We start from the raw sequence: 16411 nt of genomic DNA, 5'->3' as shown, positions 1-16411 counted from the left end.
AATACTAACGCTATCTTTGGATGCTGGTTGTGTAGGAAAGGCGCGAATGCCAACAAATTCCTCCGGCCGTCTGGTGTTCGTTCGCGCTCAAATCGGGGTGTTGTAGTATTTTATCAACGATCTCGAGTACAATTCGGAATCGCCGAATGTATAAAGGGCGTGCTTTCGTGGCTTTACACCGTTTATCGCTATGGAAATCTCCGGGTTGCGCGAAGAAGCCCTTAGCTTCTGAAGGCAAAAGTCGACGGCGCGGTGGCTGGTTTTTGCCCATCTGACGACCATGAGCGTCCTCTCGACGATCGCCGTCAGATGCATCGTATCGGTGGAGGCTAGCACGGGCGCACTGTCGAAGATCACAACCTGGCCATTTGCCTGGGCCATTTCGATGAGCTGCGCAAGATCGGCCAGACGCGTCTGCCTGACGTTGCTGGGCTTGCCGGCGGGAATGAAGTCGATACCGCTTGGGTGACGATAGATGATGTCGCGGATTTCCGCCTGTCCGCTCATGAAGTCGTTCAGTCCGCGCTTGAGTCCCGACTTGAACAGCGATTCGAGTCTTCCGCGCCGAAGGTCGCAATCGACGAGCAGCACCGGGGTTCCGTTGGCTGCCAGTTCGATGGCCAGAGATCCGGCGACAAGCGATTTGCCTTCGCCGCTATGGGCGGACGTGACGACAATGCTGGCCGGGAGCTTCCCGCCATTGGTCTGTTTGAGTGAAATCATGAGGGTGCGGATTGCTTCGTCAAACATGCCGCCTTGAATGTGTCTGAAGAGGACCGACGGATTTCGCCGGGTTGCCCGTTTCAGGCGCGGTATGAAACCAGCAGGTATGAAACGTCCCATGCCGACCAGCTGGTCGAAGCTGCGGACAGACTTGTCCATCATCTCGATCGCGAATGCGGCCGTTGCGGCGATCGAGGCCGAAGCCACGAGAGCACCGATCAGATAGAAAAGCCGGCCTCTTCCTTGTGGCATCAGCGGTACCGCAGCCGGGGACAGAACTTCGACTTCCGCCCCGGGCAGCATGGCTTGCGCTGCAAATACCCGGCGCTGTTCCTCCAGCTTATCAAGGGCCGTCTGTTCCCTGTCGGCGACGCGCTCCAGTCGCGCCAACTCGATTTTATCAAGCGTGGAGCGAGAGCGCAGACTGTAGGCGGTCGCCAGGGCGGATCGGACCGTGCCGTCTTCACGATCAAGCGCAGCAAGCTTGGCGCGCAGCGATTGAACATAGCGATCGACGGCAGTGCCGAGCTCGGCTCGCGATTTGACAATCTTTGCACGCAGGTCGACGACTGGCTGGGCGTCGCTACCATATATGTCGAGAAGACGATCGAGATCCTGCTGCTGTGCCCGAAGGTCAAGTTCCATCGCGTTGATACTATCTGGAATGGAGTCATTCTTCGTGGCGAGCGAGGCGTCGTCGGCCGCCTCCAGGGTGGCGATCATTGCTTTTATATCGACGCGGTCCTGTTCGATTTTTGCCTGCCGGTCGCTCAATTCCATGATGGATTTGATCTGTTCGCTTTGAGCATCATCATTCGGGACGATGCCCATGGCTTTCTGATATTCGTCGGCGGCATTGCGCGCCGCATCGGTGCGACCCTGTTGCTCCGCAATGCGCTGTCGAAGCCATCCTTCTGCGGCGTCGAGACGATGACGAGCGCTTCCTTCCCGCTCTTTGAGGTAAATCTCGATCAGGCGATTGGGCACGGCGGCCGCCAATTCAGGGTCGTAAGTGTCGAATCCGATCCGAATAACACCGCCCGGGCCGTCCCGGATCACCTGGAGCGCCTTGTAATATTCCTCGATAACCGGCTCCAGCCTGTCCTGTGGCCGCACGGGCGGATTGCCACTGTCAATCAACTGCCGCAGACTCGCCTTGATCTCGGCGATGAGAGACGGTTGACGCAGTTCCGGATTGAATTCCGACCGCTCATCGAGCTGCAGATCGCGAATGACGCGTTCCGCCACGCTCCTGGACCGCAGCCGCTCCGCTTCCGATGCGACATTCAAGGGGTCATTGCCGCTGTCGTCGCTGCTCACCGACTTTGCCAGCGGCGCGTGGATCATAAGCCGCGACTCCGCATGATAGCTCGGCTGCATTCCCAGGATCATCACCGTGGCAACCGTCATCATCAACGCCACCAGGCATATGATCATCACAATCCGGCGGCGCAGCAGGCGCAAACCAGATGCCAGATCGAATTCATCCGATCTCGTATCTGCCTGAAACCGGGGTTCATAGTGCATCGTTCTCATAGGGACATTCCGATCTGGCGGAAAAGTTGAGATCGTCATGATGCGCTAACCCTTGCTTGAGGTTGCGTGGAGATCGCCTCGTAAAGTTTTTCGATCGATCGCATGTATGCTTCCATGCTGAATTGGTTGATGTAGTGGAGACGGCCTTTGACGGAGAGCTGGGCTCGCAGTTCGGGGTCCGTGACCAATTTCGCCAGGGCCGCAGCCAGAGCATCCTGGTCCCCGACAGGGACGAAGACACCCGTTTTGCCGTCGCAGATGACCTCCTCATGGGCTCCAACCCGCGTGGTAACGACGGCAAGGCCGTGGGCTAATCCTTCAATGACGGCCATCGCCAGGCCTTCGGCATGCGAGGGCAGAACGAGAATATCGGCGCGGGCGCACAAGTCTTTAATCTCGTCGCCCCCAAGCCAACCTGGCATCTCCACCCGATCCGACAGTCCCATCTCAGCAGCTTGGCGACGGTAGTCTTCAACCGGTCCATCACCGGCCAGCACGGCTCGCCATTGCAGCCCTCTCATCGTCGGATGACTGAGCGCCAGCAATAGCTCTGGCACGCCCTTGCGCTCGCTTAAACGACCGAGAAAGACAATAAGTGGCGTTTGGCCAGCAGCAAGCCTGCGCGGTGCGCCGGGATCCGGGACGCAATTATGAATGATGACGGCGCGGTGACTGTCTACGCCGAGAAGCGTCGTCAGCGTCACGTGATCACGTCGGCCAAGTGCCAATACGCAATCTGCATTTTGAAACATCCGGCGGATGAGCGCTTGCTGGCGTGGGGAGCGGGCAGCAAAATCGCTGGCGTAATCATAGTCGTGCAAGTGCAATATGTGAGAGCAGCCGAGCACACGGGCGACCTCCGTCAGGATCAGCTTTCGTGACGTGCTGCCGCGGCCTGCGACATGGATATGGTGAATACGTGCGGGAGCAAGAACCCGATCCCCAGCCATCGTCAGGATGGCGCCAAGCAGGTGTAGTAACGACATCGCCACGGACCATCGAGGCCCTCTGGTGTCGGTGATGAAATGCGTTGCGCCGGCTTGCCTTGCAGAGCTGGTTATATAACCGACCAGCCTGCCGATTCCGCCGCCGTTTTCGCAGCCGCCCGGGACATAGTGGCGTACACTTGCCATTTGAGCTCTTTCTGCCGGTGACTTCATCAGCATGATTGGACGACCTCGCGATAGACGGCCGCAGCCTGGGCTCCCACCTGCTCGGGGGAATTCGGTCCCCTGGCCCAGGCAAGCGCATTGGCGCCGAGATTGTTTCTGAGTTCGCCGTTCTCTGCCAATGTGCGGATAGCTTCTGCGAGGTCCTCCGCATCTCCGGGAGAGACCACCATTCCAAGCCCATTCGGCTGCACTGTCGTGCGCAATTCACCGACGTCGGTCACGATGACAGGTTTGCCGAAGGCAGCGGCGAGATTGAGTACCCCGCTTTGAGAGGCTTCCGTATAGGGAAGCACAACAATATCGGTATCGAGGAAAAGCTGCGCAACCTCAGCATCCTCGATATAGCGGTTGCGGATATCATAGCGACCGACGTCCCCCATCAGTGCCTGGAACATCCAGGGGTTGTCGCCACGGCCGGCGACCGTAATGCACAGGTTCGGAATCACATCCTTGAGCATCGCTTCGGCGCGGATCAGATGTTCCAGGCCCTTATAAGCAAAGATCCGTCCGAAGAGCAGGACGCGCAGAGTTCCATCGGCCTGGCGCCGTGCCAGATTCTGCTGCCGGGCGAGTTGCGCGTAACGCTGTATGGCGGGGTGTGACAGGACATGGACGCAGTCGGGAGATTTCGAGTAACGCTCAAGAGCCATCCGCTTCAGCCCTTCACCGTGGACGACGAGATGTCCGGATTGTCTTGCCATCAATTCCGGCGCCCAGGCGGGCAGGGTACGGGTATCGGAATCTCCCGGATGTACATCGACGTCATGGACGGTGGTGATGAGCGGGATCGGCCGCCAGAACGGAGCGGCAAAGTTCAGCCACAGCGTACTATTACTGAGAAGATGAATAAGATTCGGCTTTTCACGCCGGATGAGCTGGGTCAACTGGTGCAGGAACCAGGGATTGGCGAGTGAGCGGTGCCGCGGCCAGTCCATGAGGTGCAAATCCACGGCCGGATCGAACCAGGACGCAAGATGCGCGTAGCGTCGACGCGGGACGCCGAGGACGACGTCAAGATGCCGCGCAGCGCCGCTCGCAAAGGCGATCGTGTAGTCTTCCAATTCGGAAACAAGCAACAGCGCTTTCATTTCGCTGCCTCCGATAAGCGGACGTCGCGGCCGAAGCGGGGAAGATTGCGCACTGAACGTAACGCGTCGCGTGTGCGTCGCAGCACGTTTGGTTCGCCGGCAAAAAGCAGCCCCTCGATCGCAAGCTTGATGCGGGTACGCGCATCAGCGCCGGCCAGTCCCGCTGAAGCCACCCAATAGGGGTAATGATCCGTCAGGCTTAGCCGTGCCGGTATGTCGTGGATTGCCAGAAACCTGTTTGTCGCTTCGACAGTGCGCTGCCAATGCGCCATTCTCCGACGCAGCATCGCGGCATCATCGACTGGCCGATACCAGTTGTTGTTGTGGATCCGGTAGAAGCCGTATGAATCCGGCAAGGAAGCAACGTCACCGAGAAACGGATAGATCGACGTCAGCCAGGCATCGGCCGAAATACGGAACTGGTCCGGGATAGGCCCGGCAGCTTCCCACGCGCTGCGCCGAACGGAGATGGCTGACGTCAACGGGAAAGGCCACCAGCCGGCCGATCTGGTCAGTCGCATCGAGAGGTCTCCAGAACAGAGCGTCCGGGGGATCGGCTTGAGAGTTGGCGAGCCATCGATCGAAACCGGCTGAAGTCGGTGATAGACAAGCGAAACCGCGGGGTCTGACTCGAAGGCAGCGCGCGTCGCCGACAGTTTGCCCGGAGCCCACCAATCGTCTGCGTCGAGAAAACATAGGATACCGCCACTGCTGAGCTTTACCGCGGCATTGATCGCGGCTGCCTGTCCCGCATTCTCCTGGAACAGGACCTTCACCCTATTGTCATAGGCCTCCAGTACGGAGCGGGACTCGTCGCTCGATCCATCATCGACGACGACAATCTCTACGTCGGGGAGATCCTGGTTCAGGACGCTGTCAATCGCGCGTCCGACGAAGCGGCCATAGTTGTAATTGTTGATGAGAACGCTGATGCCTGATTGCTTCATGACGCCCTCACGCGGCTTGCGGCACGGCGAGGCGGTGCGGCAGCATGGTCGTGATATCGTCCGAGAAGGTGGCCTCGCCATCGCCCCCAGTACCTGGAGCCTCGCCGATGGCTAGATCAGGAACGCTGACGCGCCCGATCCGGTTTTTGGGTAGAAACGATGAGGCAGGCTTTGACGCCGCCGCGACCGGTGAAGCTCTCGTCGTGGAGCATGCCGAACTAGGATCATAACGCGAAACCATAGCAATCCCAAATTTTCCAAGCATCGCTTGCAGACAGCAACTCCGTCGGACCGCTCGATTCGCGAGAAACCGCGGCGCAATGTGGAGTGCTTTGCTGTCGGCACCTTTGCAAGCTACCGGCGAATGGTGATGGGTAACATCTGCTAATATGGGCGATCCCGTAGGCTTAGGGCCCATCCTTTGGGGTAGGCTCAAGTAGCCCGCTTAAGCACGACCACGTCTTTGGGTGGTGGGTGGCTGCATTAGACGTAGCCGCGCCATCATTTGCGCGAGTTGACTGCGCGGATGTTTGGATGGTTGTTCTTGAGTGTCACGGCGTAGCTGCGAGAGGAGATAGAAGTCTTTGCAGACTGACGCGATCGCAGCCGCTCCTTTGACCAACTCGATAAGGACCGACAATGAGCTTATACGGTCCTAGAATTACAAGCGGGCCGGCTGTCACCTGGCGAAGCATAGAATGCTGGGGAGCCGGCATATGCCTGTTCCTGCAGACGGGCGCGCTTTTTCCGCTTTTATTATCGGATCCGGACGGAGGGTTGAGCGATCACTCCAAGTCGCTGCTGCGCCTTGTAAGCTTACCCGTCTATGCATTTACAATTCTGATCCTGACAAGGAATTTGTCGCTCTTCCTCACGGCGCTGAGACGCAATCTACTGCTCCCCCTGATGATCGCGCTCCCGTTTTTGTCCATCTTATGGTCGATCAGCCCATCGCTGAGCTTGCGGCGCGCTGTTGGCCTCTTCTTTACCGTGCTTCTTGCCTACGTCCTGGCAATGCGCTTCACACCAAGACAGCTGCTTTTCCTGGTCTTCGCGACTTTGGGAACCTGTATCGTGCTGAGCCTGGCGATGTTCGCGGTGGCGCCTCATCTTGCCCGCATGCCCATGGACAGCGAGATGAGAGGCATCTTTATCAACAAGAACAGCCTCGGCTGGTATTCTAGTATTATGATCCTGGCTTCGACCATCGTGCTAATCGACGGCACTCTCGGTTTGCGGCGAACCGCATTTGTTCTGCTGGCGGCGAGCGGGATTTGTCTTGTTGCTTCTGGATCGATGACTGCGACGATTGCGGCAGCCTCGGCATTTTGCCTGATCGCATTCTATTCGGCCCTGCAGAAAAGCAGCGGCATCGGCCGCATCGTCCTCATCCTGCTGTTCATTCAGCTGGCGGCTGGCCTTCTGATCTCGCTTCACGAGTTCCTGGTTCCGTTCCTCGAAGCGCTCGGAAAGGACGCGACTTTGACGGGCCGCGTGCCGTTGTGGGAGCTGGTCGACCGCCAGATTGCCAGCCACTTGATGTTCGGCTTCGGCTATCAGGCATTTTGGACGGAAGCAAACCCCGGAGCCTGGTCCATCTGGTCGGAAATCCTATGGATGGCGCCGCACGCCCACAATGGCTACCGCGACTCGATGCTCAATTTCGGCATCATCGGCACGATCTTCTTCGTCCTGCTGCTTTTGCGCGCAGTACAACAGGGAGCGATTCTTCAATGTCGAGATCCGCAATATGGCTGGCTCTGGCTCAATGTCTTCACCGTGATGGTCTTGGTGATGAACCTGACCGAGAGCATTTTTTGGGTGCAGAATGATGCCATTTTCATTCTGTTCAGCACAGCTATCATCATGTTCTCGCTGCATGTGCCCGTCGTTTCGGTTGAGGCCGACCAAGGGTGGCGGATGGTCATGACAGCGCCGGATGCTTCGATCCTATGAAACCTCGTTTGTCACTGTCGTGTTGCCTACTGCTTGCAGTCCTCTCACCGCGCCTGGGCAATGCTGCGCCAGCGAGTTCGGATGCGGATGCGCCCGACATCATGCACAAGGCAATCCAGGCAGCGACCTGCGCCGAGGCCGCCCCAGACCTCTTATCGGACGAAGTTAAGGGAATTCTTCCTGCCGATGCTGTGGCCGGCACGGCCGCGGAACGCGCGATATTCTATGTGTCGCCTGCCGGCAAAGACACCTGGAGCGGCCGTCATCCGGATCCAAATACCACAGACGGGCCTTTTGCCAGTATCGAGCGGGCACGCGACGCTGCGCGGGAAGCAGGCGGTCAGAGCATGATTGCGATGGAGGGTGGAGATTACTATCTCGCCCGCCCCGTTGTCTTCGATGCCAGAGACAAAGGCCTGGTCATTGCAGCGAGATGCAACCAGACACCTGTCTTGCACGGCGGTCGGCTTGTAAAGAGCTGGGCGTCACGGACTGGCGCACGCTGGACGGCGCCACTGCGCTTGTCACCGGACGAGGCCGTCGGTGATCTCTTCGTCAACGGCGTTCGACAGACCCTCGCCCGCTTTCCAAACGCGCCTCCTGATGGAGATCCTCGTAAGGGATGGCTATTTGCCGCCACATGCCACCCGGCGATTGACCAATGGGAAGGAAATACGCGCTTTTGCTATCGCGCTGGCGACGTCCCGGCGGTTGAAAGCGCATCAGGGCTCGTCGTCAACATCGTCGGTGGCTTCAAGCCTGGAAGCCAATGGGGCAGTGATACGTTGCCGATCGTTTCGATCGATGCTTCGACACGGACCGTTCAAACCAAGGGCACCAGCTATTTCTTCACCGCAGAAGGTAGCCGTTATTTTCTGACGGGAGCGGCTTTTCTCGATGCGCCCGGAGAATGGAGCTACAATGATGCAGCAGGCCAACTCGACTATATCCCGGCCGAGGGGTTACCACCTAATTCCACCGTTGTGGCGGGTGTGCTGCCGACATTCTTCCGACTGGAGGGTGCTAGCGACATGATCGTGTCAGGGCTCCAGTTTCGTGACGGAGCGCCTGCAGGCAGTGGCAAGTTCTATACCGACACGAGAGGATTCGGCGCCATACGGCTCGAACATGCCAATGGTGTCAGGCTGCTCGGCAATATCATCGAAAACGTCGGCGTCGGCATTCATGTGACTGAGAGCAGCGATGTTGTGATTGCCGGCAACGTGATCGGAGATATCGCCGGCAATGGCGTCTATGTCGGAACCACCTATGGCAGTTTTGGTAAGTCGAACGGGGTCAAAATTCTAGCCAACCATATCCATGACACCGGAAAGGTCTATTTCGAGACGGCAGGCATATGGTTTCAGGCAGGCGAGGGTATGCGGATCGGCAACAACCTGATCGAAAATAGCGCACAATTCGGGATCGCCGGCGGCTCCCTTTGGGGTGCCCAGGACGCCGTTCACGACGCGACCATCGAACATAATGTCGTGCGCAACGCCAATCAGCAGACAGCCGACGGCGGCGCCATCAAGATCATGGGCGAGCAAGCCGACCTCCTGAACAGCACCATCCGCGACAACCTCATCACCGGCACAGGACATCTGATGAACAGGGCCGACGGCACTTTCTGGCCTCCCGGATACGAGAATATCAATGAATGGCCGTCCCCAATCAGCTGGGCGATATATACTGACGGTAAGGCGAGTGGTGTGCGCATCGAAGGAAACACTCTTTCCGGCAACGTCTGTGCGATCGGCATCAACGGCGGCTGGAATAACCTGGTGACAGGAAACACCATCTCGAACGGCTCGGGTGCGGCCTTCCGCGTGGACGACGGCACCGGTTGGGGATGGCATCCGCCGTGGGCCGTCCCGAACCGGATCGAGGACAATATCGTCTCGATTGATGACAGCAAGGCAGTAGCAGCCTTCGTCTACGCGCCTAGTCACGGGACTGGATCCGTGCAGTTCGCGCGCAACCGCTACAGTGGCAATCTGGGCAACAAGAGCTTTCGGATCGATCCGGCGATCATGCGGTGGGGTGATTTTGGCAGCCTGGCCGATCTCCAGAAAGCCGGTGCGGACACGGACAGCGTTTTCACCCGCTCCAATGATTGATAGCCCCGAGATGACCGGCAACGGAGCCGCATGATCTGTGGTTCGCACCGTCACACGGCAACGGGTGACGATGCGCTCGTTCCTGATCCTCGAATACCGTGGCCCGCGGTTCAGTGCGATAGGGGCATCCCGATAATGGGCGGGACAATGTTGTTGGCCGCGAGCTGCCTCAGTACATCAGCGCTAAGCGCGCCTCGAACGCCGGGATGGCGATGACGGCCTTCCTCGGCATAGGAGTAGGTCTCTGCATCCGACGGGCCGAAGGTCATGAAAACCGCGACACGGTCAGGCGTTCTGCTGAGCCGGCGAATGATTGATCTGGCCGAGGTAAATGCCTTCTGAACGTCGAGGCGGAGCAGTGGCCCGACCCGCTCGAAGAATTTGCGCAGGCTCCGGTCAACCAGTGTCGGCATCTGGCCGGCATGTTCGATACGCACGTCGAAGATGATCGCATCGCCCGCCCGTATTGCAAGCCCCTTCGGCGGCAGGCTCTGGACGAGGCCTTTGAGATGGGATCTTGGCCGCACTTTCAAGGTGGCATCCGAGTTCTCGCCTTGGTCCTGCAGATAGAATGCAATCTTGTAGACCCTGAAACTCTCGTCAGAGAAAATACTTCCATCGGTGCAGCGCCGATGATGAGGGACGTCATGATGCCACGACGACGTCGTGTTGATCATCAGGTCGCATTCGCCCGTAAGAACGACGTCGAGTGGTCGCGTAATTTCCTTGAGGCGATTGAGCACCGTGTCGGAAGTCAGAAATTTTGCGACTTCCTCTGCGACATACATGGCATGAAGCTGGAATTTTCCGCCGTATAGATACGTGCCGCCGGATCGCAGATAGTGTTTGGCAACTCGCCGTAAACTCTCCACGTGCTCAGGCGTCAGCACATCCTTGATGATGATATAGCCGTCAGAGTTCAAATCCTTCTGCAGCTGGTTGATAGTGCCGGGTACATTTGAAGGCCGGCTGGCCGGGACCTGTAATCCACCTGCTGAATTCACTCCAGTTGAATTCACCATTGTCTCTCTCCGGTTTAGTCGCGCTCCAACCTCCCCAGCTTTGGTTGCGCTAAAGGGACTGTCTTCCGCGGCTTCGTGAAGGTCAAACCGCTCTTTTCGGGGTAACGCTTATCAAAAAGAGCAATGTCGCCTACCCCGTGGCTACTGCCGTACTTCAAATATTGTAGTTCATTTCGATAATGAGCGCAGAAATGTGAAGTCTTTCTACGTCCAATAGCTGGAGGTGAAAGTATGGAGGCGCGCGGTTTGCTAGCATATTCTAGCGACAGTTTCAGTTTGCAAAAGCGTAGATCATGAGAAATTCAATAGTAACCAGAGACCAGACTTCAGTCTTTGATCCAAAGGGCTCCCTGGAATGGACGAATGTCCTTGGTGTTCGAGTTTCGGCAGTCAATCTCAAAAGCGCGACCGGACTTATTGAAAAGGCGATTGAAGACGGCAAGAAAGAATATGTGTGTGTGCGTGACGCGCACGGTGTCGTGCGGTGTCAAAAAGATCCCGAGCTTCGGTCGATCCATAACCGCGCATTCCTCGTAACCCCCGACGGCATGCCGCTGGTATGGGCGTTGAGGCATGCTGGCCACGTGGAGAGCGACAGGGTCTACGGGCCGGATCTGATGCTATCTGTTTTCGAGGCCGGCAGATCCAAAGGCTTGCGTCACTTCCTCTATGGCGCAACGGTCCAGACGCTGGAGCAACTGCAGGCTCGACTTGTCGCAAAATTCCCGGACGCGCGGATAGTCGGCTCTTATGCGCCGCCTTTTTGCGAACTCTCGCCGCAGGAGGAAACGGATATTGCTGAGCGGATCAATCGATCAGGGGCGGATATCATCTGGGTCGGACTGAGCAGTCCCAAGCAGGAACTCTGGATGGCGCGTATGCGCGAGCGTCTGAACGCTTCTGTTCTGATTGGAGTCGGAGCGGCCTTCGACTTTCACGCCGGCCTCAAGCGGCAGGCTCCAAGGTTCATTCAAAGAAGCGGCTTTGAATGGGCGTTTCGTCTCCTATGCGAGCCGCGACGGCTCTGGCGGCGCTATGCGCTCGTCGTGCCGACTTTCATCTCACTAACTGCCGTCCAGAGGCTGGGGCTTCGAGAGTTCCCGATCGAAGACACTGTTTCCGGATCGGGTGCGTCGGGACAAAGGCCGTAGAGGAGTAAGCCATCATGTCCTTACTTGCGCCGTCAGCAATGACACCGGGTCCGTCAAAGATTGCCGCCGCCAATGACACCGCCTCGCGGGTGGCGCCGGCAGGATCTGTTCCACCTGTAACAGCTACCCGGACCGCAGATCCCTCAATGCCGTTGGCGTTCAATATGCCGGCAGAGCTAAGGCGCCGGTCTCCCCGGCTGGTAACATCGTCATTCCTGGTTGCAGGCGACATTGCAGGTTATCTGATCGCCTATTTTGCTCTCCTTTCCTTTCTTCCAAACGGTTCGCAGGATGCGGTTGCCGAGCGCGTCTTCGCCTTTGCCGCATTGGCGACGATCGTTCTTTATACATCGGCCGGGCTCTATCCTGGCTATCGACTCCATGACCACGAGCATCTGCGTCGCCGCACGATAGCCGCCTTCAAGGTGGCCGTCCTCGCGGCAATCGGAGTAATCCTCCTTTCGGACGGGGAACAGCTACTGCTCGCTGTCACCGGTTTCCTCGGCCTCGGGCTGATTGTTCAGCCCATCGTGCACTGGTTTGCACGAGGCCTGTGCTGGAGACTTGGAATTTGGGGAGAGCGGGCAGTGATTATAGGCGGCCGCAATCTCGTCCCCGCGCTCACAGCGCATTTCAAGAACCACTGGCAATATGGCATCAGGCCGGAACCCCTTTCCGCCGATGCGCCGGAAGTGTTGTCCGATCGTGGGCCATCCATTGCCCTGATTGCCGGCGACGCCGGCTCGCTTGTTGCCGATCTGGCGGCGATGCGTCGAAACTTCTCCGAAGTCATACTTCTCTCCGATACGCCGAGCCTCAAGATAAGCGGGTTGCGACCTGCCGATGTCGGCGGAGAGATCGGTGTTCGTCTCACCAGCGGTGGACGTTCGGTCAATTCGGACCTCGTTCGCCGCATTCTCGATCTCGCGATCGCCATTCCTGCAACCATCGTGGTTGCACCCTTCATTGCGATCGCTGCCGCGGCGATCTACGCCATCGATCCAGGTCCTGTCTTCTTCCGTCATGCCAGGGAAGGCCTGTCCGGCAAACCGGTGCACGTCCTGAAATTGAGGACGATGTACCAAGATGCGGAAGCGCGCCTCGAAGCATTGTTCCGGGAAAACCCCGCTATGCGGGCCGAGTGGTTGGCCCACTTCAAGCTCAAGAACGATCCCCGCGTTCTTCCGGTTATTGGACATCTCTTGCGCTCTTCGAGCTTCGACGAGCTCCCGCAATTGGCGAACATCATCGCGGGCGAGATGGCGATCGTCGGACCGCGTCCGTTTCCGGAGTATCACCTTCTGGCGATGGACGGGGAGTTTCGAGACAAGCGCCGTTCCGTAACGCCGGGGCTCACGGGCCTTTGGCAGATATCCGAACGAAGCAATGCGGATATCGAGCTGCAGCAGCAACTCGACGAGTTCTACATCGACAACCGGTCCCTGTGGTTCGACTGCCAGATTCTTCTCAGCACAATCCCTGCAGTCTTCAGACGCAGGGGAGCTTACTGACCATCCTCGTTTTGCGAGGCAACCATCAACAACGGAGCACACCAATGCACGGACAAAAGCGAATTATGGTAACCGGCGGTACCGGGTTTCTCGGATCGTTCCTGTGCGAAAGACTCTTGCGAGAAGGCAATGATGTTCTCGCAGTCGACAATTACTACACCGGCTCGCGAGACAACGTGCTGCATCTTCTCGACGACCCACGCTTCGAGATTCTTCGCCACGACATCACCTTCCCGCTTTATGTGGAGGTCGACGAGATTTATAATCTCGCCTGTCCGGCATCGCCGGTCCACTATCAGGTCGATCCGGTTCAAACGGTCAAGACCAATGTGCATGGGGCCATCAATATGCTCGGCCTCGCCAAACGCACCAAGGCAAAGATCTTCCAAGCCTCCACGAGCGAAGTTTATGGCGATCCGGCAGTGCACCCTCAGCCCGAGGAGTATCGAGGCAGCGTCAATCCTATAGGCCCGCGGGCATGTTATGACGAAGGCAAGCGCTGCGCTGAAACGCTGTTCTTCGACTACCACCGGCAATATGGCGTGGAGATCCGAGTAGCGCGGATCTTCAATACCTACGGGCCGCGCATGCAGACTAATGATGGCCGGGTCGTATCCAACTTCATCGTCCAGGCGCTTCGAAACGAGCCAATCACCATCTTTGGAAGTGGCACGCAAACACGTTCGTTCTGCTATGTCGACGATCTGATCGAAGGCTTCATCCGTCTGATGGGCGCGCCGGCCAGCGTTACGGGCCCCATCAATCTCGGCAATCCGGGCGAATTCCAGGTTCGGGAACTGGCCGAAATGGTGGTCGAAATGACGGGGTCGAAGTCCGACATCGTCTTCAAGCCCCTGCCAATCGACGACCCAACGCAACGCAAGCCGGACATCAGCCGCGCAAAGCAGGAACTCGGCTGGCAGCCGACGGTGAGCCTGCGTGAAGGGCTCGAGAGAACGATCGCTTACTTCGAGTGGAAGCTCTCTGGCGGATCGCGAAACATGCCTGGCGTCAGATCTCGTCAACCGGCTTATGCGCATCTGGCCGTATCGGCGGTCGGCCTTCCTGTTTCGGAAGCCACACGATAGGGACATGAATAGCATCGGCAATCATCACAAACCCAGGCTCGTTTTCTTTCAATGGGATCATCAGCCCAACGCGAACGCAGCCGGTTACCTGCTGCTGCACATGCAGCAGCAGGTCAAATGCCTCAGCACACATTTTGATGTCGTCGTCGTAAACCGCGACTGCGACTATGCAGAGATGTGCGAAAGGTACGAACCGGATTTGACGTTGTTTGAAAGCGGCTACCGGTCACACGGTTCACGGCGGATAAGAATCACAAATACCAGTGCTCACAGCGCCATTCCGAAGCTTGGTCTTCATAACGCCGATCCATGGTGCGACCGGCGCAGCGGCTTCCTTTCCGATATGGAGCAATGGGGAATCGAGACATATTTCTCGATTGCGACTCTGGCTCCGGAATATATGGCGGAGGTAAAGGATAATCTGTTTGTCTGGCCGAACTTCATCGATTCGGAAGTCTATCAGGACTATCATCAGCAGAAGGTCATACCGGTCACGCTCACAGGTCAGGTCAACGGCCTTTACCCTTGGCGGCAGAAGATCTTTCCAATCATCCGCGATCGATATCCCTGCCTGGTTTCGCCGCAACATACCTATGAGAGCAAGCTTGCCTCCCAGCTGCTGTCAGGAGAGGCTTATGCTCGCGCGCTCAACGCGAGCCTCGTCGTTCCCACATGTGGAACCATGGCCGGCGAGGTCGTACGAAAACATTTCGAGATCCCTGCGGCGAACTCCTGTCTCGTGACAGAACGGACGGCAGCACTGCAGGCAGCCGGCTTTGCCGACATGGAAAATTGTGTCTTCACCGACCACCACGACGTGGTTGAACGACTGGAATACCTTTTTGCTCACCCGGCCGAAATAAGCCGTATTTCGGCGGCCGGCTACAGTTTGGTCCACTCTCGTCATACGCTGAAGCATAGGCCGCAAATATATCAGTGGTTTACACTGAACAAAGGCCTGCGATCCGACGAAAAAATCATTCAGCCCGAGCCTTTCGGCGACCTTGTAACGGTTGAGCGCATTTCCCAGCAAGGGAGCATTCGCGTTGCCGCGGGGGCCACCGATCGCGCGCTATTGAAGCAGGGTGATCTGCTTCTCGAGCAGGGCAAAGTGGAGGACGCCAAGGACTGCTACGCGCGCTGCCTGGATTATGTGTCCTACCTTCCCGAAGCCAAATTGCGTCTTGCCCTTTGTGCGTTGCATGAGGGTAAAGCCGACCGCGCCTACGAGCTTTTGATGAACTTGGTCAAGGTGACGATGATCGACTATGGGGCGGCCGATCCGGATCCGGTCGAATGGGCGTATTTCCTTCTCGCCTTGGTCTGTAAAGGCCGGCTTGCGCAAGCGCGAAGATTGCAAGATTTTTATCCGGCCCTGTCCCATGACGAACTCAGGCGCACGCATCTCGTCCTTGCTCTGGCTGGTCGGCAAGGCAATCGGCTGGTCTCGGAGCGCTCCGGCACGGGCCGAAAGAGCATTCACCAGCTTCCGAGACAAAGCGATCCGGAATGGCTTGCATGCTTCGCCAATATTCTTGATCGCTGTCAGCAGCCGGATATTGCGAACCTTCTTCGTCATGATCTCCTCGATCAAGGCGGATCGGATGAGCGTCTAGCTCCTCGACATGTCAAGCTTGATATCGGATGGCGCCAACGGCTGTACTCAGGCGTCGATGACCTGATCGTCGCAGTGGGTTTGAACCGGCTGCGGCCGAACGTGCCCCCGCTGCCGGAGTTTCAGTATTTTTGGCATCTTGCAAAGGGTCTGGTCCCCCGTTCGCGGAGAGACCCGCTACGCAGGATCAGAACGGCGCTGCTGTCCAGACGTCCTTCATGAGCCCGGCGATTGCTTGGTGCCTTTCACTGAGAGTCGGTAAGGACGAGTTCAGCGCTCGCCAATCTCGGGGACGGCCGCGCCCCGTGTCCACGTCCGGCTCGAGCTACGGGAGCTGGAGAATCTGAGGGTATCAATGTTTGATACCTGCGCATCGGGCAGAACCGGAGAAGGTGCATATGGCGGCCTTCTCAAGCTGAACGGATCACGTCGGGGTCGGATGCCCCGGCGCCAAATTCTGACCTCGGTGGTGCAATTCCTTG

At 57.8% G+C, this 16411-nt stretch carries 11 protein-coding genes; 6 read left to right on the top strand and 5 right to left on the bottom strand.

From position 1 onward, the window contains the following. Positions 1 to 87 precede the first annotated feature (87 nt). From FHX15_RS14300 to FHX15_RS14285, 4 genes are read right to left on the bottom strand one after another with little or no spacing between them, the layout of a single operon-like run. Positions 88 to 2298: a GumC family protein gene (locus FHX15_RS14300; protein ID WP_184398083.1), complete on the bottom strand. Its 2211-nt coding sequence runs from the start codon at positions 2296 to 2298 to the stop codon at positions 88 to 90. After that, positions 2295 to 3425: a glycosyltransferase family 4 protein gene (locus FHX15_RS14295; RefSeq protein WP_184398081.1), complete on the bottom strand. Its 1131-nt coding sequence runs from the start codon at positions 3423 to 3425 to the stop codon at positions 2295 to 2297. The genes FHX15_RS14300 and FHX15_RS14295 overlap by 4 nt, the downstream gene beginning before the upstream one ends. After that, positions 3419 to 4519: a glycosyltransferase family 4 protein gene (locus tag FHX15_RS14290; RefSeq protein ID WP_184398079.1), complete on the bottom strand. Its 1101-nt coding sequence runs from the start codon at positions 4517 to 4519 to the stop codon at positions 3419 to 3421. Before FHX15_RS14290 ends, FHX15_RS14295 begins: the two co-directional genes overlap by 7 nt. After that, positions 4516 to 5466, bottom strand: coding sequence for a glycosyltransferase (locus tag FHX15_RS14285; protein ID WP_184398077.1), 951 nt, complete (start codon positions 5464 to 5466; stop codon positions 4516 to 4518). Before FHX15_RS14285 ends, FHX15_RS14290 begins: the two co-directional genes overlap by 4 nt. A gap of 639 nt (positions 5467 to 6105) precedes the next feature. On the opposite strand from FHX15_RS14285, the gene FHX15_RS14280 reads away from it, so the two are divergent. Then, complete coding sequence (locus FHX15_RS14280; protein ID WP_184398075.1) at positions 6106 to 7422, top strand: O-antigen ligase family protein; 1317 nt, start codon at positions 6106 to 6108, stop codon at positions 7420 to 7422. Then, positions 7419 to 9542 carry a nitrous oxide reductase family maturation protein NosD gene (locus FHX15_RS14275; protein ID WP_184398073.1) on the top strand — a complete coding sequence of 708 codons (2124 nt, stop codon included), beginning with the start codon at positions 7419 to 7421 and terminating at the stop codon, positions 9540 to 9542. Before FHX15_RS14280 ends, FHX15_RS14275 begins: the two co-directional genes overlap by 4 nt. 110 nt (positions 9543 to 9652) lie before the next feature. Here FHX15_RS14275 and FHX15_RS14270 read toward each other — a convergent pair whose 3' ends face one another. After that, positions 9653 to 10564 carry a phytanoyl-CoA dioxygenase gene (locus FHX15_RS14270; RefSeq protein ID WP_184398071.1) on the bottom strand — a complete coding sequence of 304 codons (912 nt, stop codon included), beginning with the start codon at positions 10562 to 10564 and terminating at the stop codon, positions 9653 to 9655. Between the two features lie 293 nt (positions 10565 to 10857). Between FHX15_RS14270 and FHX15_RS14265 the strand changes: the two genes are divergently transcribed. The 4 genes from FHX15_RS14265 to FHX15_RS14250 are packed head-to-tail and all read left to right on the top strand — an operon-like array spanning position 10858 to position 16151. Continuing rightward, complete coding sequence (locus FHX15_RS14265; protein ID WP_184398069.1) at positions 10858 to 11715, top strand: WecB/TagA/CpsF family glycosyltransferase; 858 nt, start codon at positions 10858 to 10860, stop codon at positions 11713 to 11715. 14 nt (positions 11716 to 11729) lie between these two features. Next, the gene (locus FHX15_RS14260; RefSeq protein ID WP_184398068.1) at positions 11730 to 13226 is read left to right on the top strand and encodes a sugar transferase; all 1497 of its coding nucleotides are present in this window, start codon (positions 11730 to 11732) and stop codon (positions 13224 to 13226) included. A gap of 44 nt (positions 13227 to 13270) precedes the next feature. After that, positions 13271 to 14314: a UDP-glucuronic acid decarboxylase family protein gene (locus FHX15_RS14255; protein WP_184398065.1), complete on the top strand. Its 1044-nt coding sequence runs from the start codon at positions 13271 to 13273 to the stop codon at positions 14312 to 14314. A 4-nt stretch (positions 14315 to 14318) separates the two neighbouring features. Continuing rightward, positions 14319 to 16151: a glycosyltransferase gene (locus FHX15_RS14250; protein WP_184398063.1), complete on the top strand. Its 1833-nt coding sequence runs from the start codon at positions 14319 to 14321 to the stop codon at positions 16149 to 16151. Positions 16152 to 16411: the final 260 nt, after the last annotated feature.

The organism is Rhizobium sp. BK650 (assembly GCF_014195325.1).
GTDB lineage: Bacteria > Pseudomonadota > Alphaproteobacteria > Rhizobiales > Rhizobiaceae > Rhizobium.
This window is presented reverse-complemented; position numbering and strand designations above follow the sequence as displayed.